This is a genomic window from Microbacterium sp. LMC-P-041 (assembly GCF_030209555.1).
Taxonomy (GTDB): Bacteria; Actinomycetota; Actinomycetes; order Actinomycetales; family Microbacteriaceae; genus Microbacterium.
On record NZ_JARVRV010000008.1, the window covers coordinates 235,732 to 255,791 of the forward strand.

Annotated in this window: 19 protein-coding genes; 12 read left to right on the plus strand and 7 right to left on the minus strand. The window is 68.3% G+C overall.

Annotated elements, in window-relative coordinates; all coding sequences use genetic code 11:
• The first annotated feature begins 121 nt into the window (after window positions 1-121).
• Window positions 122-433, plus strand: coding sequence for a hypothetical protein (locus tag QRN21_RS15795; RefSeq protein WP_285365131.1), 312 nt, complete (start codon window positions 122-124; stop codon window positions 431-433).
• A 31-nt stretch (window positions 434-464) separates the two neighbouring features.
• Here the strand turns inward: QRN21_RS15795 and QRN21_RS15800 are convergent, their stop codons facing one another.
• Both QRN21_RS15800 and QRN21_RS15805 read right to left on the minus strand, forming a co-directional pair.
• A complete protein-coding gene (locus QRN21_RS15800) occupies window positions 465-1,919 on the minus strand; it encodes an MFS transporter (protein WP_285365133.1) in 1,455 nt (484 codons plus the stop codon).
• A gap of 58 nt (window positions 1,920-1,977) precedes the next feature.
• Window positions 1,978-3,321: a M20/M25/M40 family metallo-hydrolase gene (locus QRN21_RS15805; protein ID WP_285365134.1), complete on the minus strand. Its 1,344-nt coding sequence runs from the start codon at window positions 3,319-3,321 to the stop codon at window positions 1,978-1,980.
• An 87-nt stretch (window positions 3,322-3,408) separates the two neighbouring features.
• On the opposite strand from QRN21_RS15805, the gene QRN21_RS15810 reads away from it, so the two are divergent.
• The 4 genes from QRN21_RS15810 to QRN21_RS15825 all read left to right on the plus strand — a co-directional run bounded on the left by QRN21_RS15810 (window position 3,409) and on the right by QRN21_RS15825 (window position 5,692).
• Entirely contained in the window at window positions 3,409-4,419 is a 1,011-nt protein-coding gene (locus tag QRN21_RS15810) for an FUSC family protein (RefSeq protein WP_285365135.1), read from the plus strand.
• Window positions 4,420-4,459: 40 nt separating this feature from the next.
• Complete coding sequence (locus QRN21_RS15815; RefSeq protein ID WP_053098823.1) at window positions 4,460-4,858, plus strand: DUF1801 domain-containing protein; 399 nt, start codon at window positions 4,460-4,462, stop codon at window positions 4,856-4,858.
• 62 nt (window positions 4,859-4,920) lie between these two features.
• Entirely contained in the window at window positions 4,921-5,187 is a 267-nt protein-coding gene (locus QRN21_RS15820) for a thioredoxin domain-containing protein (protein WP_285365137.1), read from the plus strand.
• A 94-nt stretch (window positions 5,188-5,281) separates the two neighbouring features.
• Window positions 5,282-5,692, plus strand: coding sequence for a VOC family protein (locus QRN21_RS15825; RefSeq protein ID WP_053098821.1), 411 nt, complete (start codon window positions 5,282-5,284; stop codon window positions 5,690-5,692).
• 5 nt (window positions 5,693-5,697) lie between these two features.
• Here QRN21_RS15825 and thrC read toward each other — a convergent pair whose 3' ends face one another.
• On the minus strand, window positions 5,698-7,101 hold the full coding sequence (gene thrC / locus QRN21_RS15830; RefSeq protein ID WP_056277724.1) for a threonine synthase: 1,404 nt from the start codon (window positions 7,099-7,101) through the stop codon (window positions 5,698-5,700).
• A gap of 178 nt (window positions 7,102-7,279) precedes the next feature.
• On the opposite strand from thrC, the gene QRN21_RS15835 reads away from it, so the two are divergent.
• The 4 genes from QRN21_RS15835 to treZ are packed head-to-tail and all read left to right on the plus strand — an operon-like array spanning window position 7,280 to window position 13,870.
• Complete coding sequence (locus tag QRN21_RS15835; protein ID WP_285365140.1) at window positions 7,280-7,564, plus strand: hypothetical protein; 285 nt, start codon at window positions 7,280-7,282, stop codon at window positions 7,562-7,564.
• On the plus strand, window positions 7,561-9,771 hold the full coding sequence (glgX, locus tag QRN21_RS15840; protein WP_285365142.1) for a glycogen debranching protein GlgX: 2,211 nt from the start codon (window positions 7,561-7,563) through the stop codon (window positions 9,769-9,771). Before QRN21_RS15835 ends, glgX begins: the two co-directional genes overlap by 4 nt.
• The gene (treY, locus tag QRN21_RS15845) at window positions 9,768-12,116 is read left to right on the plus strand and encodes a malto-oligosyltrehalose synthase (protein WP_285365145.1); all 2,349 of its coding nucleotides are present in this window, start codon (window positions 9,768-9,770) and stop codon (window positions 12,114-12,116) included. The genes glgX and treY overlap by 4 nt, the downstream gene beginning before the upstream one ends.
• Window positions 12,113-13,870 carry a malto-oligosyltrehalose trehalohydrolase gene (treZ, locus tag QRN21_RS15850; protein WP_285365148.1) on the plus strand — a complete coding sequence of 586 codons (1,758 nt, stop codon included), beginning with the start codon at window positions 12,113-12,115 and terminating at the stop codon, window positions 13,868-13,870. The genes treY and treZ overlap by 4 nt, the downstream gene beginning before the upstream one ends.
• 16 nt (window positions 13,871-13,886) lie before the next feature.
• Here treZ and QRN21_RS15855 read toward each other — a convergent pair whose 3' ends face one another.
• A complete protein-coding gene (locus QRN21_RS15855) occupies window positions 13,887-14,357 on the minus strand; it encodes a GNAT family N-acetyltransferase (RefSeq protein WP_285365150.1) in 471 nt (156 codons plus the stop codon).
• Between the two features lie 121 nt (window positions 14,358-14,478).
• On the opposite strand from QRN21_RS15855, the gene QRN21_RS15860 reads away from it, so the two are divergent.
• Together QRN21_RS15860 and QRN21_RS15865 are read left to right on the plus strand one after the other, a co-directional pair.
• Entirely contained in the window at window positions 14,479-14,814 is a 336-nt protein-coding gene (locus QRN21_RS15860; protein WP_053099385.1) for an ArsR/SmtB family transcription factor, read from the plus strand.
• Window positions 14,814-15,524, plus strand: a complete 711-nt coding sequence (locus tag QRN21_RS15865; RefSeq protein ID WP_285365153.1) for a cation efflux transmembrane domain-containing protein — start codon at window positions 14,814-14,816, stop codon at window positions 15,522-15,524. The genes QRN21_RS15860 and QRN21_RS15865 overlap by 1 nt, the downstream gene beginning before the upstream one ends.
• A gap of 206 nt (window positions 15,525-15,730) precedes the next feature.
• On the opposite strand, the gene QRN21_RS15870 is transcribed toward QRN21_RS15865, so the two are convergent.
• Entirely contained in the window at window positions 15,731-16,333 is a 603-nt protein-coding gene (locus QRN21_RS15870) for a response regulator transcription factor (protein ID WP_053098815.1), read from the minus strand.
• Complete coding sequence (locus tag QRN21_RS15875) at window positions 16,330-17,550, minus strand: sensor histidine kinase (RefSeq protein ID WP_285365156.1); 1,221 nt, start codon at window positions 17,548-17,550, stop codon at window positions 16,330-16,332. The genes QRN21_RS15870 and QRN21_RS15875 overlap by 4 nt, the downstream gene beginning before the upstream one ends.
• Window positions 17,551-17,704: 154 nt before the next feature.
• On the opposite strand from QRN21_RS15875, the gene QRN21_RS15880 reads away from it, so the two are divergent.
• Complete coding sequence (locus tag QRN21_RS15880; RefSeq protein WP_285365158.1) at window positions 17,705-18,247, plus strand: small multidrug efflux protein; 543 nt, start codon at window positions 17,705-17,707, stop codon at window positions 18,245-18,247.
• A 66-nt stretch (window positions 18,248-18,313) separates the two neighbouring features.
• Here the strand turns inward: QRN21_RS15880 and QRN21_RS15885 are convergent, their stop codons facing one another.
• Window positions 18,314-19,840: an Ig-like domain-containing protein gene (locus QRN21_RS15885; protein ID WP_285365159.1), complete on the minus strand. Its 1,527-nt coding sequence runs from the start codon at window positions 19,838-19,840 to the stop codon at window positions 18,314-18,316.
• Between the last annotated feature and the right edge of the window lie 220 nt (window positions 19,841-20,060).

The following is a 20,060-nucleotide window of genomic DNA, read 5'->3' on the forward strand; positions in this document are numbered from 1 at the left end:
CGGCTCTCCTGCACACCGAGGCCGGAACACGAGTTCCTCCCACTGTTCGGGATGGCGGTATACAGCGACGCCTGTTCCGATTCCTCGTCTGGAACGATGCGAGGATGACACGGTGCACCTCATGAACGACGCTCAGATCTGGACCATGATCGGGTGCTTCACCGCGCTCATGTTCGGCATGCTCACGGTCGTCTCGACGTTGTTCATCCGCGTGGTGCGCACCGAGATCGGCGGGCTGCGCGGGGAGATCGGCGGGCTGCGCGGGGAGATGAACGCACAGATCGGCGGGCTGCGCGGGGAGATGAACGCACAGATCGCCGGACTCCGGGGCGAGATGAACGCCCGCTTCGATGCCGTGAACACGCGGATCGACGGACTCGACCGCGACATGCAGGCCGTCGTCAAGCGCTCATTCGGCCTCGACCGCGACTGACGACTGACACCGGCAGCCGGCCGCCCGCACCTCAGACCACGGGTGCGGCGACGGCCTCGGCATCCGTGCGGTCGGTGAAGGCCTCTTTCGGAACGAAGACGAGGATCGCGGCGGCGATCAGCGCGGTCACACCGCAGACCACCCACACGGTGATGTACCCGGCGAATGATCCCGCAGTGCCTTCGACCGCCCCGCTCACGCCGTTGAGGAGCGCGATCCCGAAGATGCACGAGGCGATCGCTCCGCCCACGGTCTTGACCGAGTTCGTGAGGCCTGTCGCGACGCCCGTCTGGGTCGCCGGAGCCGCCGATGCCGCAGCCGCGGGAAGGGCGGCCACGAGAGCACCCGAGCCGAGTCCGACGATGACCATGTTGGTCACCACCTGCACGTACGAATCGTGGAACGGGAGGAACAGCAGGAAGCCGATGCCCACGAGCAGTGATGCGCCCATCAGGGTGATCCGCGGAGTCAGCAGACGAGCGATGAGCGGGAATAGCAGGGCTCCCGCGATCATCGCGATCAGGTAGAGCCCGATGATCAGGGACGTCGCGAAACCCGTGGTTCCGAGCCCGTAGCCGTAGACACCGGGGTCGGTGCGGGCGAACGTCGACAGCGGCGCCTGTGCACCCAGCACGCTCACCCCGAACAGGCCGGCGGTGAGGAAGACCGGGCCGAGTGCCGGCGAGCGGAACATGCGCACGTCGATGAGCGGGTCGTCGCAGCGCAGTTCCCAGAGCACGAACGGGATGACGAGCAGAAGGCCGAGGACGACGACGGCCCAGGACCAGGGGTTGACGAGTCCGCCCTCGAGACGGAGCAGGCTGAGACCCCCGGTGAAGCAGATCAGGGCGAGCGAGATCAGCACGACGCCGACAGTGTCGAAGACACCGCCGGTCGGATCGGGAGACTCCTTCACCCCGAACAGGATCACGAAGAAGCACACGACGATGAGCACGGCGGGGATGAGCAGCACCACCGTCAGAGGCAGGACATCGATCAGGGCTCCGCCCACGAGCGCACCGATGATCGCGCCGCCTTCGAGCGCCGCGACGAGGAGTCCCGCGGCCTTCGCCGTGATCGACGAACGCCCCTCCATGCGACGGGAGCGCGACCAGATGAGCGCGATCTCGAGCGGCAGCCAGACGACGTAGAACCCCATCAGCGTCCAGCCGACCAGGAACACGGGGAACGAATCGGTGAAGGGCAGGACGAGCGCCGCCGCGGCGGTGAGCGCCGTCGAGATGAGCAGCATCCGCTTGTGGCCGACCATGTCGCCGAGCTTCGCGAAAGCGGGCACCACCAGAGCCGACAGCATGAGCTGCGTGCCCTCGAGCCAGTTGACATCGGCGTCGTGGATGCCGAGGTGCCGCGCGATGTCCGTGAGCATGGGCGTGTAGTAGCCCTGCAGCACGCCGCTGGTGAACTCGACGAAGGCGAGGAAGCCGACGATGGTGGCGAGGGTTCCCAGAGTTCGGGTGCGCGTCATCGCGGCTCCTCGATGAAAGGACTGGATCGGGCACCGAAGCGCCCGCGGAGGGGTGAGATCACCCTAGCCGCTCGAGGAGCGCCCGATGGAACCGCTCCCCCCGCTCGAGCGCGGCGATCTCGACGTTCTCATCGACGCCGTGGATCGACGCCCGCTGTGCGTTCGACATCTCGAGCGGCGCGAAGCGGTAGACGGCGGGGGCGAAACGGTGGAAGTGGCGGGAGTCCGTCGCCGCCATCATCACGTACGGCACCGCGGGGACTCCCGGGTGAGAGACGGCGAGAGCGTCGGCGAGCAGCGTGAACTGAGCGTTGTCGGTCGCGGACTCGGGCGACGGCTCGCTCGCCTCCTCGACGGATACGGTGATGAGCGGATCCCGGATGCGCCGACGCACCCGCAGCACCGTCTGCTGCGTCGTCTCACCCAGCGCGATGCGCAGGTTGACCGTCGCCGAGGCCTGCGACGGCAGGACGTTCGCGGCAGTGCCGCCCGACTGCATGGTCGGAGCCACCGTTGTGCGCACGAGTGCTGCAGGCTCGCCGCCGAGCGCGGCGAACAGCCGACCGGTGACCAGCGGGGCGGAGCCGAGCAGCCTGAGCAGATGCCCTGCCGGACCGGGAGTCTGAGCTCCGAGCTGCGACAGCATCCGTCCGATCGCTTTCGACGGACGCGGTCGGAACGTGCGGGGGCCGAGCCGATCGACGGCCCTCGCCACGCGCCGGACCGCTGTGAGAGCGGGCGGTGCCGAGGCGTGACCACCCTCACCACGCGCCGAGAGCGTGAGCGTCATGACGCCCTTCTCCCCCACGCCGATCATCGCCGCCCGTCCCGGAACGAAGGGCAGCGGCGCATCCACGACGGCGCCGCCCTCGTCCACCACGAGCCACGGGATGATGCCGCGATCGCGCAGGACGCGGGCGATCTCCTCGGCTGCTCGACCGAAGGTCTCCTCATTGCCCCCGAACGACAGGTAGACGTCCCGTGCGGGGGTGAACCCGTCGGCGAGCAGGTTCTCGACCGCCTCGAGCACGACGATCAGCGGACCCTTGTCATCGAGAGCACCACGACCGTAGACGACTCCGTCGGCGATGACGCCCTCGAACGGGGGATGCGTCCATGCGTCGCTCTCGTCGACGGGGACGACGTCATAATGCGCCATCAGCACGACCGGCCCCGCAGCGCCGGCGTCCCTGCCCGTCCAGTGGAAGAGCAGCCCGAAATCGGTGTGCCGTTCGAGTGCGAGATGCTCGTGGACGAGCGGGTAGAGCTGCGCGATCAGGGCGACGAACGACTCGAACGGCTCGGTTCCGCGCTCCTCGACCTCGGCCGACACGGTCGGCAGCTGGATCATCTGCGAAAGCCGTTCGGCGATTCCCGGTCGAGGTTCCGTCACGTCGGCCATCGTATCGCCGGGGCGATTCCCGCCGGCTCGCCGTACTCCGGTCGACGTCCGTCCTGCTCGGCGCCGGCGCCGCGAGACAATGGAGGGATGAGCCTGTTCGCCCTGGCACCCAAGCGCGGTCCGCGCTGGCATCTCGCCACCCAAGCGGCGCTGGGCATCGCGGTGCCGATAGCGGTCATGACCGTGCTCGGCGAGCCGTCGCTCGGCTACGTCGCGGCCTCGGGCGCATTCACGGTCCTCCTCGCCGGGACGGCACCGGTGATCGATCGGGCGAGGATCCTGCCGTTCGTGGCCGCGGGCCTCATCGTCAGCGCCGCTCTCGGAGTGGTTGTCTCCGCCAACGCCTGGCTCGTGAGCATCGGCGTCGTGGTGGTCGCGGTCGTCAGCGCTGCCCTGGCGTTCGGGTTCCGACTGGGCCCGCCCGGACCGCTCTTCTTCGTGCTGGTCTTCGGTCTGTCGGCGCACGTCGTGGCGAGCTCGCCCCTGGCACCGCTGACCTACCTCGGGGCACTCGCGGCCGGCTGCGTGTTCTCCTATCTGCTCGCGATGGCGCCGCTTCTGCGTCCTCGAGCGCGCTCGATCTCCGCTCGGCCGCTGAGCGAGCTGCTCCCGGGCCCCGCATTCACCCCCGATTCGCGCATGCTCGTGATCCGGGTCGCGATCGTCGCCGTCATCGGCGTCCTGCTGGGACTGGTGATCGACCCCACCCGGACGTACTGGATCGTGGGGTCGGCGGTGGCGGTGATCGGCGTGGCCGCCGCCCGTCGCGCCGCCGTCCAGCGCGGACTCCATCGCATGCTCGGAACCGTGGTCGGGGCCGGCGTGTACGCGCTGCTCGCGCTGCTGCATCCGTCGGGGCTGTGGCTCGCTCTGCTGCTGGGCGCGCTGCAGTTCACGATCGAGCTCGTCGTCGTCAGGCACTACGCTCTCGCGCTCGTCTTCATCACCCCTCTGGTGCTTCTGCTGACGGGCGCAGCGACGGGCGAGATCGGTTCGATGGACGTCGCCGGGGAGAGGATCGTCGACACCCTCGTCGGAGCTGCTCTGGGTGCGATCTCCGGCTTGCTGCATCCGCGCGCGACCACGTCTTCCGTGTGACTCTCTCGACGTCTGCCGTCGCACGCGCCATACTCGCAGCATGACCCGTGCGCCTGAGATCGCCGACTACCACCGCAGGCTCAGCTCGGAGGATCGGCTGATCTGCGACCTCCTCGCGGACGAGATCGACCGAGCACTCCCCGACGCCGCCGCCAAGGTCTGGCACGCGCACCCGGTCTGGTTCCTCGACGGCAATCCGATCGTCGGATACGACCGCTTGAAGGATGCCGTCCGACTGATGTTCTGGAGCGGCCAGTCGTTCGCAGAGCCCGGACTCGTCGCCTCAGGATCCTTCGAGGCCGCCGAGAAGAGATTCACCTCCGCCTCGGAGATCGACACCGACCGGCTCGCCGTCTGGCTGTCGGAGTCGCGGGTCGTGCAATGGGACTACGAGCACATCCGCACGAACCGGGGCCTCGTCAAGCGCACCTCGTTCTGATCGCGGCTCGGGAACACCGCGAGACGGTGCGCGGTTGCACCTCGAGAGCCGAGAGGAGAGCCATGGAACTGACGCTCGTGACCTCCGCGTTCTGCGGAGCGTGCTCGCGCACCCGCTCGGTCGTGGAGGACGCCGTGCGCTACCTTCCCGACGCGACCGTCACCGAGATCGACGTCGCGAGAGAACCGGATGCCGCGGAGGCGCTCGACATCCGCTTCACCCCGACCGTCATCATCCGCGATGATTCGGGCGAAGAAGTGTTCCGCGCCGAAGGTGTGCCGACGGTGCCTCAGGTGCTCACGGCGGCGGTGAAGGCCCTCCCCGCCTGAGCGCGACGTCGCTCTTGCGGATGTCCGACCCCCGGCGCAGAATGAGCCGCAGCGGGACCCACGGCGGCCCCGCCTGACAAGGCTGGGGGCAGTCATGGCCAATCTCAATCCCTATCTCTCGTTCCGCACCGAGGCGCGACAGGCGATGGAGTTCTATCAGGGCGTGCTCGGCGGTGATCTCGAGATCAACGTGTTCGGCGAGTTCCCCGACATGGTCCAGAACCCGGATCAGCACGATCTCGTGATGCATGCGCAGCTCACGACGCCGGACGGCCTGGTGCTCATGGCCTCAGACACCCCCGACGGCATCCCGTTCGAGCCGCCCCAGGGATTCTCGGTCTCACTCAGCGGCAACTCGCAGGAGAAGACGCAACAGGTCTGGGACGCCCTGTCCGACGGTGCGGCGATCACCATGCCGCTCGACACCCCGCCGTGGGGCGGCACGTTCGGAATGCTCGTCGATCGTTTCGGAGTGCCCTGGATGCTGCACGGCGACCCCGAGTGAGTCGCTCAGCGCAGGGCTTCGGCCTCGATGAACGCTCGGAGCTCGTGCTCGTCGTCGGCCATCTCGGTCCTGCGCTGCGGAGCGTCGAGCATCGCGCGCAGCTCTGAGGAGTACTCGAGCTCGACGCCGATCGCCTCGCGGATCGTCTCGGCGAACTTCTGCGGCTTCGCCGTCTCGAGCACCAGCATGGGCACGCCGGGCTCGACGTTCTCGCGAGCGACCTTGACACCGTCGGCGGTGTGCGGGTCGATGATGTCCCCCGTCGCCTCATAGACGGACCTGATCGTCGCGAGCCTGTCGTCGTGCGTCGAGGTGCCGCTGACGATGCCGAACTCCTCGACGAAACGCGCCAGATCGGAGGTGAAATCGAAGAAACCCTGGGTGTCGAGCTCCTGCCAGGCCTTCACGACGCGGCTCGCGTCACGACCCACGAGTTCGAAGATGAAGCGCTCGAGGTTCGACGCCTTCGAGATGTCCATCGACGGGCTCGAGGTGGCGAGCGTCTGCGCGGCGCTCCGCGGCCGGTAGACGCCGGTGCGGAAGAACTCGTCGAGCACGTTGTTCTCGTTGGCGGCGAGCACGAGGCGACGGATGGGCAGCCCCATCTCCTTCGCGAAGAACCCCGAGAGGATGTTGCCGAAGTTTCCGGACGGCACCGTGAACGACACCTCGGTCCATCCCCCGGCGTCCGTCGCACGCAGCCACGCCCAGAAGTAGTAGACGACCTGGGCGGTGATGCGGGCGAGGTTGATCGAGTTGACCGCACCGAGGTGCTGAGCGCGCTTGAAGTCGAGGTCGCCGGCGAGGGACTTGACGAGGTTCTGGCAATCGTCGAACACGCCGTCGACGACGATGTTGTGGATGTTGTCATCGTCGAGCGAGAACATCTGCGCGCGCTGGAACGCGCTCATGCGCCCCTTCGGGGACAGCATGAACACCGAGATGCGGTCCTTGCCGCGAAGAGCGTGCTCGGCAGCCGAGCCGGTGTCTCCCGAGGTCGCGCCGAGGATGTTCAGGACAGAGCCCTTGCGCTCGAGCGCGTACTCGACGACCTGCCCGAGGAACTGCATGGCCATGTCCTTGAAAGCGAGGGTCGGCCCCTCGGAGAGGCCCACCAGGGTGAGATCGTCGCCGATCGACCGCAGAGGCACGACCTCTTCAGGGAACGGCGCGTAGGCGGCCTCCGTCATGCGGGCGAGATCGGCCCGCGGGATGTCCGTGGCGAAGAGACCGAGCACCTCGGTGGCGAGCTGCGGATACGTCAGGGCACGCCAGCGCTCGAGCGTCTCTCCGTCGACCGTGGGCATCGTCTCGGGGACGGCCAGTCCTCCGTCGGGCGCGAGCCCCTCGAGCAGGGTCTCGCAGTACGGCAGCGGCTGCATGCCGCCTCGGGTGGAGATGTACTGCACGGGAGCTCCTCGGTTCGGGATCGGCACGGGGCTTCCATTGTCGCAGGTGGGCGCGGGGTGATTTCACGATCAGGATGCACGTCTCACGACATAGCGCGTTCATCGCGCGGAGGCAATGGTGTTCCGCTGTGAACTCGTATCTCTTAGCGTGGACCCCATCAATAGAACAGGAGCCCTCATGACTGCGAAGACCCATACCGCGCATGACCACAAGCCCGCGGACGGCCAGGCTCCCACGACAGCCTCGACGCCGGCCGAACCCCTCTACGAGCGTGTCGACCTCGATCGCTACGTCGTGCTGCACGACGGCCCCGTCGGATACGTCGAGCACGTGCATCCTGTCTTCGTCTGCTACGTCGGCCACCCTTACCCGCACGCCGGCGAGATCGCTCAGGTGCATGACTTCCACGACGCGGTGAGGACTGTCCTGCACCGCGCCGTCTCGAAGCGGCGCGCTCAGTGAGCCACGAGGTCTGGCCCGGTTCCCCCTACCCGCTCGGCGCGACCTTCGACGGCCAGGGCACGAACTTCGCCCTGTTCAGCGAGGGCGCCGAGAAGGTCGAACTGTGTCTGTTCGACGACGACGGCAGCGAGGAGCGCGTCCAGCTCGAAGAGGTCGACGCGTTCGTCTGGCACGGCTACCTGCCCTCCGTGCAACCAGGACAGCTCTACGGATACCGCGTGCACGGACCGTACGACCCCGCGCAGGGAAAGCGATTCAACCCGAACAAGCTCCTCCTCGACCCGTACGCGAAATCCGTGGCCGGCCGGGTCGACTGGGGGCAGCCCCTGTTCGGCTACGACTTCGGCGACCCCGATTCCCGCAACGATGAAGACTCCGCCGCGACGATGGTCAAGGGCGTCGTCGTGAACCCGTTCTTCGAGTGGGCGGGCGACCGACTGCCCAAGACCCCTTACGCACAGAGCGTGATCTACGAGGCGCACGTCAAGGGACTGACCCAGCTGCACCCGGACATCCCCGAGGAGCTGCGGGGCACGTATGCGGCCATCGGCCACCCGTCGGTCATCGAGCACCTGGTGCACCTCGGCGTCACCGCGATCGAGCTGATGCCGGTGCATCAGTTCGTCTACGACTCGACCCTCGAGGAGAAGGGCCTCACGAACTACTGGGGCTACAACACGCTCGCCTTCTTCGCGCCGCACAACGACTACTCCTCCAGCGGGCAGCACGGCCAGCAGGTGCAGGAGTTCAAGGCCATGGTGCGCGCACTGCACTCGGCGGGGATCGAGGTCATCCTCGACGTGGTCTACAACCACACCGCCGAGGGCAACCACATGGGGCCGATGCTGTCGATGCGGGGCATCGACAACGAGGCGTACTACCGCCTCGAAGAGGACCGTCGCTACTACACCGACTACACGGGCACGGGCAACAGCCTCAACGCCGGCAACCCGCACGCGCTGCAGCTGATCATGGACTCGCTGCGGTACTGGGTCACGGAGATGCATGTCGACGGCTTCCGCTTCGATCTCGCCTCGACTCTCGCGCGCGAGTTCTACGACGTCGACCGTCTCGCGGCCTTCTTCGAGCTGGTGCAGCAGGATCCGATCGTCTCGCAGGTGAAGCTCATCGCCGAGCCGTGGGATGTGGGCCCCGGCGGATACCAGGTCGGCAACTTCCCTCCGCAGTGGACGGAGTGGAACGGCAAGTACCGCGACACCGTGCGCGACTTCTGGCGCGGTGAGCCGCAGGCGCTCGGCGAGTTCGCATCGCGTCTCACCGGTTCCGCCGACCTGTACGAGCACTCCGGTCGGCGTCCCGTGGCGTCGATCAACTTCGTCACCGCTCACGACGGCTTCACGCTGCGCGACCTCGTGTCGTACAACGAGAAGCACAACGAGGCCAACGGCGAGGACAACAACGACGGCGAATCCCACAACCGCTCGAGCAACAACGGCGTCGAGGGGCCCACCGACGACGAGACGATCAACCGCGTCCGCGCCCGACAGCAGCGCAACTTCCTCGCAACACTGCTGCTGTCGCAGGGAGTGCCGATGATCGCGCACGGCGACGAGCTCGGTCGCACCCAGGACGGCAACAACAACGGTTACGCGCAGGACAACGAGCTCACCTGGGTCGATTGGGAGGCGGCGGATCGTCCTCTCGTCGAGTTCACGGCAGCGGTGGCGAGACTGCGCCGCATGCACCCGACGTTCCGCCGCAGCCGGTTCTTCGACGGCCGGCCGGTGCGGTCGGAGGACGGCGAACGAGTGCCGGATGTGGTCTGGCTGCGACCCGACGGCCGCCGGATGGAGCCCGAAGACTGGGATTCCGGATTCGGTCTCGCGATCGGCATGTTCTTGAACGGACAGGGCATCCGCGAGAAGGACCGCCGTGGACAGCCGGTGACGGATCAGAACTTCCTCGTCTACTTCCACAGCGGGACGGAGGCTATCAACGCCGTGCTCCCCGACGAGCGCCACGGGCGTGCGTGGGAGGTCGCCGTCGACACCGCCGGCGACCGTGCCGGAGGCGACGCGATCGACGCCGGCGCTCCGGTGACCCTCGAAGCCAACTCGATGCTGGTGCTGCGCGAAGTCGATCAGACCGAGGTGCCGACGGACGACTCCGTCGAGGCCTCGCTGCGCATCCAGACCGAGCGCGCCGAAGCTCCGTCACCCGCCCCGACCCCGGAGCTGCCTCGATGACCCACCGCCCGCTCTCGACCTATCGTCTGCAGATCCGAGCGGGTTTCACGCTCGACGACGCGGCATCGATCACGGAGTACCTCACCGAGCTGGGTGCCTCGTGGGCGTACCTCTCACCGCTGCTCGCGGCCGTGCCGGGGTCGGACCACGGCTACGACGTCGTCGATCATTCCCGGGTCGACGATGCCCGCGGTGGCCCCGAGGGGCTCGAGCGCTTCTCCGCCGCGGCCCGCTCAGCGGGGCTCGGGGTCCTCGTCGACATCGTCCCGAACCACGTCGGCGTGGCCGTCCCGCGCGCGAACCTCTGGTGGTGGGATCTGCTGCGACTCGGGCGCTCATCGCGCCATGCGCTGGCATTCGACGTCGACCCGCGACTGTCCGACGGACGGGTGCGACTGCCGATCCTCGGGTCGTCGCTCGCGGAGGTGCTGTCAGCCGATGAGATCGTCGTCGACACGACCCCGGCCGACGATGCCCCCGACGGAACGCTGTCGTACTTCGACCACGTGCTTCCCCTGGCACCGGGATCGGGAGAGCTCGCAGACGATCTGCCTGCCCTCCTCGACGCCCAGCACTACGAGCTGCGGTTCTGGGAGGACCAGAACACCGACCTCGACTACCGTCGGTTCTTCGCCGTGTCCGAGCTCGCCGGCATCCGCGTCGAGATCCCGGATGTCTTCGAGGAGTCGCACCGCGAGATCGCCCGGTGGATCACCGACGGTCTGGCCGACGGACTCCGCGTCGACCATCCCGACGGGCTGACGGATCCCGGCGAGTACCTCGAGCGACTCGCCGACATCACCGGCGGCGCGTACACGGTCGTCGAGAAGATCCTCGAACCGGGTGAGCAGCTGCCGTCCTGGTGGCGCACCGACGGCACGACCGGCTACGACGCGATGGGCGAGATCGACCGCGTGCTGATCGACGGCGACGGAGTCGCAGCCCTCGACCTCCTCGACTCGCGGCTGCGGGACGAGACCGGTCTGCCGGCCGCGAAGTCCTGGGCCGACCTGATCCACTCCACGAAGCGGATGATCGCCGACGACCTCCTGCAGTCCGAGGTGCGACGCCTCGTCAGGGCTCTGCCGTTCGGCGTGGTCGGCGCCGAGGACGCGCTCGCCGAGATCGTGGCGAGCTTCCCGGTCTACCGGTCCTACCTCCCGGCGGGACGCGAGCATCTGCAGCACGCGATCGACGACGCCGCACGGCGCCGCCCCGACCTCGCGGGATCGATCGCCGAGCTGACGCCCCTGCTGCTCGACACCTCGCTCGAGGTCTCGCAGCGCTTTCCGCAGGTGACGGGAGCGGTGATGGCCAAGGGCGTGGAGGACACCGCGTTCTACCGCCACACCCGCCTCGGCACCCTCACCGAGGTCGGCGGCGATCCCTCGATCGCCTCCGTCTCGGTCGACGAGTTCCATGACGCCCAGCAGGCGCGGCTCGCGTCGTGGCCGCACTCGCTCACCGCTCTGTCGACCCATGACACCAAGCGATCCGAGGACGTCCGCGCGCGTCTGTCGGTGCTCTCCGAGATTCCGGACCGCTGGGCGCAGGTGCTGACCGAGCTCCGTGCCGTCGCCTCGACAGGACACGGGCCACTCGATTCCCTTCTCTGGCAGGCCGCGGTCGGAGCATGGCCGATCTCGTCGGAGCGCCTGCTCGCCTACGGGCTGAAGGCCGCGCGCGAGGCTGCGGAATCGACCGGATGGCAGCATCCGGATCTCGAGTTCGAGAAGGGCGTCGAAGCGATCGCCGAGGCGGCGAACGGGCGGGCTCGACCGATCCTCGAGGGATTCGTCGGCGAGATCGTCGACTCCGGTCGGGTCAACTCGCTGTCCGCGAAGCTCCTGCAGCTCGCAGCTCCCGGTGCGCCCGACGTCTACCAGGGCACCGAACTGTGGGACCACTCGCTCGTCGACCCCGACAACCGGCGGCCGGTCGATTTCGCAGCGCGTTCGGCGATGCTGGGTCGACTCGATGCCGGCGTCTCTCGCGGCATCCTTCCTCCCATCGACGACTCGGGCCTCGCGAAGATGCTCGTCACGTCGCGCACGTTGCGTCTGCGCCGGGACAACCCCGAGCTCTTCTACCGGTATCGCCCGGGCGGTGTCGCCGGTGAGGCGTCGGATCATGTGGTCGCGATGGACCGGGGCGGTGTGCTGGCGGTGGCGTCGCGTCTGCCCGTCGGACTCGAGCGCCGCGGCGGATGGGGCGACACCGTGCTGCTGCGCCGCGAACTGCCGGCGACGGACGCGATCACCGGTCGCCGCTTCGGCCGCGGTCCGATCCGGCTGGCCGACCTGCTCGACACGTATCCGGTCGCGCTGCTGGTGGACGAGCGATGATCTCGGTCTGGGCTCCGCGCGCCGACAGCGTGCGGCTGCGTCGTCTGACACCCGCGTGCACCACGATCTCGGAGCACGACCTCACGTCGGCTGATGACGGTTCGGGATGGTGGAGCACCGATGTGGCGATGTCCGAGGGCGAGCGCTATGGCTTCCTCCTCGGCGACAGCACCGACCTGCGCCCTGATCCGCGGTCGCTGCGGCAGCCGCGGGGCGTGCACGGGCCCTCGGCTCTCTTCGATCCGGCCCGCTTCGAGTGGACCGACGGGGACTGGCGCGGTGCGCCGCTCGACGGTGGCGTGATCTACGAGCTGCACGTCGGGACATTCACACCGGACGGCACGCTCGACGCGCTCATCGGGCATCTCGATCACCTCGTCGAACTCGGCATCACGCATGTCGAGCTGCTCCCGGTCAACGCGTTCAGCGGCGACTGGAACTGGGGTTACGACGGCGTGCTCTGGTACGCCGTGCATGAGGGGTACGGCGGACCCGCCGCATACCAGCGGTTCGTCGACGCCGCCCACTCACGCGGCATCGCGGTGATCCAGGACGTCGTCTACAACCACCTCGGACCCAGCGGCAACTACCTGCCCGAGTTCGGTCCGTATCTGCGCGAGGGCCGGCACACGGCGTGGGGCGACTCGGTGAACCTCGACGAGCCGGCCGTGCGCGAGTACATCATCGAGAACGCGCTGATGTGGCTCCGTGACTTCCACGTCGACGGGCTGCGGCTCGACGCCGTGCACGCACTGCACGACGAGAGCACCCCGCACCTCCTGCACGAGCTGTCCGAGCGCGTAGATGCGCTCGCTCGCGAGGTCGATCGCCCGCTGAGCCTGATCGCCGAGTCGGATCTGAACGACCCGGTCATGCTCCTCTCCCACGAGGAGGGAGGGAACGGCCTCACCGCGCAGTGGTCAGACGACTGGCATCACGCGGTGCACGTCGCGCTCACCGGCGAGACCGACGGGTACTACGCCGACTTCGCCGCGCCGGACGCGCTGGCGAAGGTCACTCAGACCGGGTTCTTCCACGACGGGACGTACTCGTCGTTCCGCGGGCGCACGCACGGCGCGCCGCTGCCGCCGAGCGTCCCTGCCTGGCGACTGGTCACATTCGCGCAGGACCACGACCAGATCGGCAACCGTGCAGCGGGAGATCGGCTGACCGCTTCGCTCTCCTCCGATCGACTCGCCGTCGCCGCGGTTCTCACTCTGACCGCACCGGGCACCCCCATGCTGTTCATGGGTGAGGAGTGGGCTGCGTCCACCCCGTGGCAGTTCTTCACCTCGCACAAAGAACCGGAGCTCGCGAAAGCCACCGCGGAGGGGCGGATCGCGGAGTTCGCGCGCATGGGGTGGGACCCGGCCGCCGTGCCCGACCCACAGGACCCGGCTACGTTCGAGCGATCGCGGCTGGACTGGAGCGAGCTCGCATCGGCATCGCACGCCCGCATCTTCGATCTGTATCGACGCCTGATCGCCCTGCGGCGCGAGGTGCCCGAGTTGACCGATCCCGAGATGTCGCACAACCACGTCATCGTGTCGAAGACGGAGGGCGCACCGGAGAACCGGGCCTACCGGATCGAACGAGGCGAGGTGTCGGTGCTCGTGAATCTCGCCGAGCAGGAGGTGGAGTTCGATCTCGCCCCCGACTCGCGGATACTGCTGGAGACGGCGCCCGTGCGGACGATCGCGCGGACCATCGTGCTCGCACCCGAGTCCGCGGCGATCGTCGCACCTGCGCGCTGATCGCCTTTCGGCCAGGTCAGAGAGACTTGGCGAAGCACAGGGACAGACCGCTGCCGATGTAGTGGCCGAACAGCGGGATCGGTCCGTAGCCCTCGCGTTCGTAGAAGCGCACGGCATCCGGCTGAGCGGTGCCCGTCTCGAGAACGAGGGACCGGATGCCGAGCAGGAGCGCTTCTCCCTCGAGTGCGCGGAGCAGCGCCACGGCTGCGCCCGTCCCGCGCGCGGAGGGAGCCGCGTACATCCGCTTGATCTCTGCGACGTCGGTTCCGAGCACGGCCGGATCGAGGGGTCGGAGACCGCCGCATACGATGGCGAGCCCGCTCTCCTCTCGTGCGATGAGGAAGACGGGCACGTCGTCCGCGGAGGGGATGACGCCCGGCTCATGGTCGTCGCTGCCGTACCGCGCATCGAGTTCGCTGCGCTGCGCGGCCCTGAGCCGCTCCGCATCCGGATGCGACCATGTCACCCGCTCGACCGTCACTCCCATGTCGCCCTCTCGATCCGATGTCGCCGCCCGATTCACGGTACCGAGCGAAGATGTCGGGGATGTTGCCGCGCGTCACCATAGATTCACGATTCTCTTAATTCACTCTTTTCTGTACAATTGCATCGTGACCCTCGCCGCCTCGCCCACCCATACCGCCGCCGTCGCCCGCCTGGGTCATGCCCTGTCGGACTCGACGCGCGCAGCCATCCTGCTGGCGCTTCGAGCGGCGCCGGCGTACCCGTCCGACATCGCGGACGAGCTCGGGGTCAGCCGACAGCTCCTGTCGAACCATCTCGCGTGCCTTCGAGGATGCGGGCTCGTCGAAAGCGTTCAGGACGGACGCCGCAGCCGCTACGCGCTCGCCGACCCGCATCTCGCGACCGCGCTCGACGAGCTCATGCGCATCACTCTGATCGTCGAACCGGACTGCTGCGACGGCGAAGGATGCAGCTGCTGATGTCGACGAGCACTCTCACCGCCGAACGACGCGCGACTCTGCACCGCCGCATCCGCCTCATCGTGGCGTTCACGATCGTCTACAACGTGATCGAGGCGGCCGTCGCGATCGCCGCAGGGTCAGTCGCATCGTCGGCCGCGCTGATCGGGTTCGGGCTCGACTCGAGCATCGAGGTGCTCTCGGCAGCGGCCGTGGCCTGGCAGTTCACGCGACGCGACCCCGAGCGCTGGGAGACGCCCACCCTCCGTGTCATCGCCGTCGCGTTCTTCGCTCTCGCGGCCTATGTCGTCATGTCGTCGGTGCTGTCGCTGCTCGGCGATGATCGGCCGGAGCACAGCACGGTCGGTCTCGTGCTGACCGCGGTCAGTGTGATCGTGATGCCGCTCGTCTCGTTCGCCGAGCGACGCGCCGGCCTCGAGGTAGGGTCGACCACGGCCGTCGCCGACTCGAAGCAGACGCTGATCTGCAGCTACCTCTCGGCCGCCGTGCTCATCGGACTCGGCGTCAACAGCCTGTTCGGGTGGTGGTGGGCGGATGCCGTCGCCGGCCTCGTCATCGCGGTCTTCGCGGTACGCGAGGGTCTCGAAGCCTGGAAGGGCGACGCCTGTGCCACTTCGATCGGCATGATCCTCGAGGACGAGCACCACGACCACGACCACGAGCACGTGCACGACGACCACCGTCACGACGACGCGCGTCACATGCACTGACGACCACGGAGTTCCAGAAAGAATTCCCGCCCGCGTCACTTTCCGTCGAGTTCGGGGTCTTGCATACGAGACCTGAAGTCGGCCTGGGGGGATACGAGCCGGTTTCGGGTCTGAGCCGCACTCTCCCCTTTGAGCGGCTCGCGGGTGGGGCAACTCCCACGGCCCCACCCGCCCTTCCGGGCTTCACGGGTCAGGCGTCCGCGCAGTCAGATCCAGCCGCGCTCCTCGGCCATCAGCACCGCCTGCTGGCGGGTGCCGACCGACAGCTTCGCGAGCACCGCCGAGATGTGGTTGCGCACCGTGCCGGGCGCGAGCGAGAGGGTCCTGGCGATCTGGGTCGTCGTCTCACCGCGGCGCCCGGCGCGGAGCACGTCCAGCTCCCGATCCGTGAGGGGCGACCGTTCGTCGCTCAGCGCGTCGGCCGCGATCTCAGGATCGACGTAGCGGGCACCCGCGGCGACCCTGCGGATGACATCGGCGACCTGATCCGCTCCTCGTGACTTCGGCAGGAAGCCCGCGACACCCGATGCGAGAGCCCGCCGAAGCACCCCCGGACGCGCGTGACGGGTGACCACCACGCAGCGCGTGACGATGGCTCGGTTCAATCGCTCCGCGACCTCCACACCGTCGAGACCGGGCATCTCGAGATCGAGCAGGCACACGTCGGGCGTCAGAGCGAGCGCAGCAGCGAGCGCCTGCTCACCGTCGGCGCACTCGGCGACCACCTCGATGTCTCCTTCCAGACGCAACAGGGCGGCGAGCGCCGAACGGATCATCCCCTCGTCGTCAGCGAGGAGCACACGGATCATCGGCTCTGCCCATCTGCGGTCGACACATCGGATCGCGGAACCGTCACCGAGACGATGAACTCGTCGGCATCCTCGCGGATCTCCAGGGTTCCTCCCGCCTCCGAGATCCGGCGTCGCATTCCGTCGAGGCCCGACCCGACGGGGTGTGCTGCCGCGCCGGTCACCACATCGTTCGCGACCTCGTAGCGCCACCCGTCGTCGACCCTGCGAAGGTCGAGCCGAGCCCGTCGCCCCGCCCCGTGCCTCAGGACGTTCGTGGTCGTCTCCCTGATGACGGGACCGAGAGCCGATGACGGCGCCTCATCGGCGTCGGGTGCGATGTCGGCCTCGACGGAGAGTCCGGCCGCGGCGAGAAGGTCTCGGGCATTCGCCACCTCGTCACCCAGCGGCACCGAGCGGAAGCGCGTCGCCAGATCTCGGGTCCCCTGCCTGGCTTCGTCGACGCTGACCCTCGCGGCCCGGAGCTGCTCGAGAGCGGCGTCGGGATCGATCCTCATCAGGCGCTCGGCCAGTTCGAGCTGCAACGCGATCACCTGCAGGTGGTGCCCCTGGAGGTCGTGCACGTCGGTCGCCACGCGCAGACGCTCCTGCGTCGCGGCGAGGCGGGCCTCCGACGCCCTCGCACGATCGACGGTGACCAGCACATCCCACCACCACAGCGAGCTCACCGACATCGCCGGGATGAGGATCGCGTACAGCGCAGGGATCCAGCCGGGGAGCGCGATCTCGGTCGCGCCCCGAGCTGCGTCGGCGACGGCGACGAGCACGAGCACCACGGTGGTCAGGACGACCATCCGCAGGCGCACCCCCTTGGGCCAGTTGAGCAGCAGCACCGACTGAGCGATGGGCATGAGCGCGAGCAGCCAGCTGTCGAGCACGAGGCCGCCCGCGATCCCGTAGCCGACCGCGATGAGCAGCGGAAGGGCGATGCGCGTCCACGCGATGCCCGGCTCGGCATCCAGCCGGTGGCGATAGTCCGCGAGCAGCACGATGGTGGAGCCCCACCAGATCAGGCCACCCACGCCGACGACGAACGCCGCCGTCGCATCGCCGGGCACGGCGAGCGCCTGCAGCGTCCAGACCAGCACCAGGAAGAGCTCGAGGAAGGCCACGGCCGACACCGTGTACCACCAGGTCGCGGTGATGCCTCGGGCGAGCTGGCGGGCTCCCGGGGGTGGGTCGTCGGCAGGATCGACAACCGGAGAAGTGCTGCGCATGCCCCCACGATACGGGCGTGACACATGTCATGGAGGCCGCGGGCGAACCACCCGGAAAGCAGTGACGGTTCGGCACTGCCGCAGCACGACGCCAGACGGTGGACTGGATGCATCGCGACGGAGACACCGTCGCTCAGACCGGCAGGAGCCACCCATGAATCTCATCGAGACCTTCCAGGGCTTCGTCGCCCAGGTGCCTGAACTCATTCAGCCGCTCATCGTCGCCCTCGCGGGCGCCATCCCCTTCATCGAGGGCGAGGGAGCCGTGTCGATCGGCATCATCGGCGGCATCAATCCGGTGATCGCGGCCGTCGCGGCGATCGTCGGCAACTTCCTCTGCGTGGCCGTGCTCGTCATCGCGAGCTCCGGTGCACGCACCGCGATCGTGAACCGGTCCCGCAGCCGGCAGGCCGTTGCGGCCGGTGGCGGAGCCGTCGAGGCGGCACCCGCAGACACGATCGACTCCGACCGCGGTGGCGCCCGCCGCGATAAGTTCCAGCGGGCGTTCGAGCGCTACGGCGTGCCGGGGGTCAGCCTGCTCGGTCCGCTGCTGCTGCCGACGCAGTTCACCGCGACGATGCTCGCCGCGGCGGGTGTCGGCAAGGTCCGCATCCTCATCTGGCAGGCTGTCGCGATCATCGGCTGGACGACGATCGTCGCGGTGATCGTCGGCAGCGCCGTCTACGCGATCCGCTGAGACAACGACGTCGAACGCACGGAAGCCCACTCGCCGAACGCGAGTGGGCTTCCGTGCGTGTCGGGGTCAGCGACGTCCGGCGCTCGAACGGCGCCTGGCGGCGATTCCGGTGGCCAGTCCGCCACCGACGATCAGTGCGACCGCCAACGACAGGAATGCCGCGCCCGATTCGCCTCCCGTCAGAGCGAGCTCGCCGGGAGCCGCGACCGGGGTCTGCGTCGGCGCCGGAGTCGGTGCCGGAGTTGCGACCGGCGTCGGGGTCGGGGTCGGAACCGGCGTGGCCGGGGTCGGCGTCGGAGTCGGCGTCGGCGTCACGACGGGCACCGGGTTGGCGATGTTGGTGAGGGTGAGCTCGATACCGGCCGTGGTTTCCGGCGTGACCTCGAAGGTGCCGTCTCCGACGTCGACGACGCCGTCGCCGGTGATCGTCCACTCACCCCAGGTCACACCCTGGATCTCAGGCAGATCGATCTCCTCGATCACGAAGGTCGAACCGAGCGGAGCACGTCCGCTGAGCACCGACTCCCCCACCGGAACCGTCATCGTGGTGGCTGCCGCATCCGAACCCTCGACCGAATAGCGCACGGTGTAGGTCGCATCCCGAGCGGCATCCGCCTGCGCGCCGGTGAGCTCCTTCGTGATGCCGAACGTCGTGTACGAGACACCACTGCCGTCGCCACCACCCGTTTCGACGACCGTGTGGGTCGCCGAGGTCGCGAACGTGTTGACGATCGCGTGGTTGCCGAAGACATCTCCCTCGGACACCGGCGCATCCGCCTGCGTGAAGTACACGAGCTCGTAAGCGAATCCGCCGGTCGGCAGATCGGTGACGGCGAACTCGAATGAGCGCCCGTCGTCGGCGAGATCGATCACGTAGGCCGACGAATCGACCGCGCTCCAGTCGCCGACCACTGCACCGTTCTCGACAGCGCGTCGCGCCAGATGGAACTCCCCGGTGTAGCGGTGCTCGGTCAGTCCGGCATCGAGGGTGTCGGTGATCGTGAAGGCGCCATCGTCGACATAGCCGCTCGGAATCCCGATGACCCATCTCAGCAGCCCGTCGGTCGCGGTCGCGCCGCCGAACTTGTAGGGCTCGTCCTCTTCCGCCGAATCTCCCGGTACGACTCCGCCGTCACCGGGAAGGTCGACGATCTCGATAGTGTCGCCCAGGTCGAACTCGACGGTCTCGCTGGTCGTCGACTGCGAAGCCCGCGCCTCCATCCAGAACGAGCCGCCGACCTCCTCGAGGTCGTCGACCGCTGCGGTCAGAGTGCACACCATGTCCGGCCCCTGGCCGGCAGCGACGACGCAGTTCGCCATGACCAGACCCGTCACGAGGTCTGTGATCGTGAACTCACCGGCCGACTGACGGCTGAACTCCGCGGGCAGGGTCATCCCGAAGGTCTCCCCTGCCTGCGCCCCGGTCGGGACGGCCCACTCGCCCGTGATCCGCACGGTCTGCCATTGCACCAGCGGGCCACCGCCGTTCTCGTTCTCGAGCGAGAGGCTGCCGATCGCCCCCGGATAGGTCACGGACGGAGCCGCCATTGCGGGCGCGGTGGAGCCGAGCAGCCCCGCGATCGCCAAGACCATCCCCACGATGATCGCCACGACGCCGCGCTGTCGCGGCCTCGCTCCCCCGGCTCTCCTGGCCTCATTCATCCTCTTCGTCCGTGCACGCACGACACCACGCTCCCCAGTCATCGTTCTCCCCATCCGATTCGCGTCGCTCCCAATGCGACACATCTAAGAGATCAGGAAAAGGCGGGGGGATTACGCGGCAACCGGTATACAACTCCGATATACCGGGATG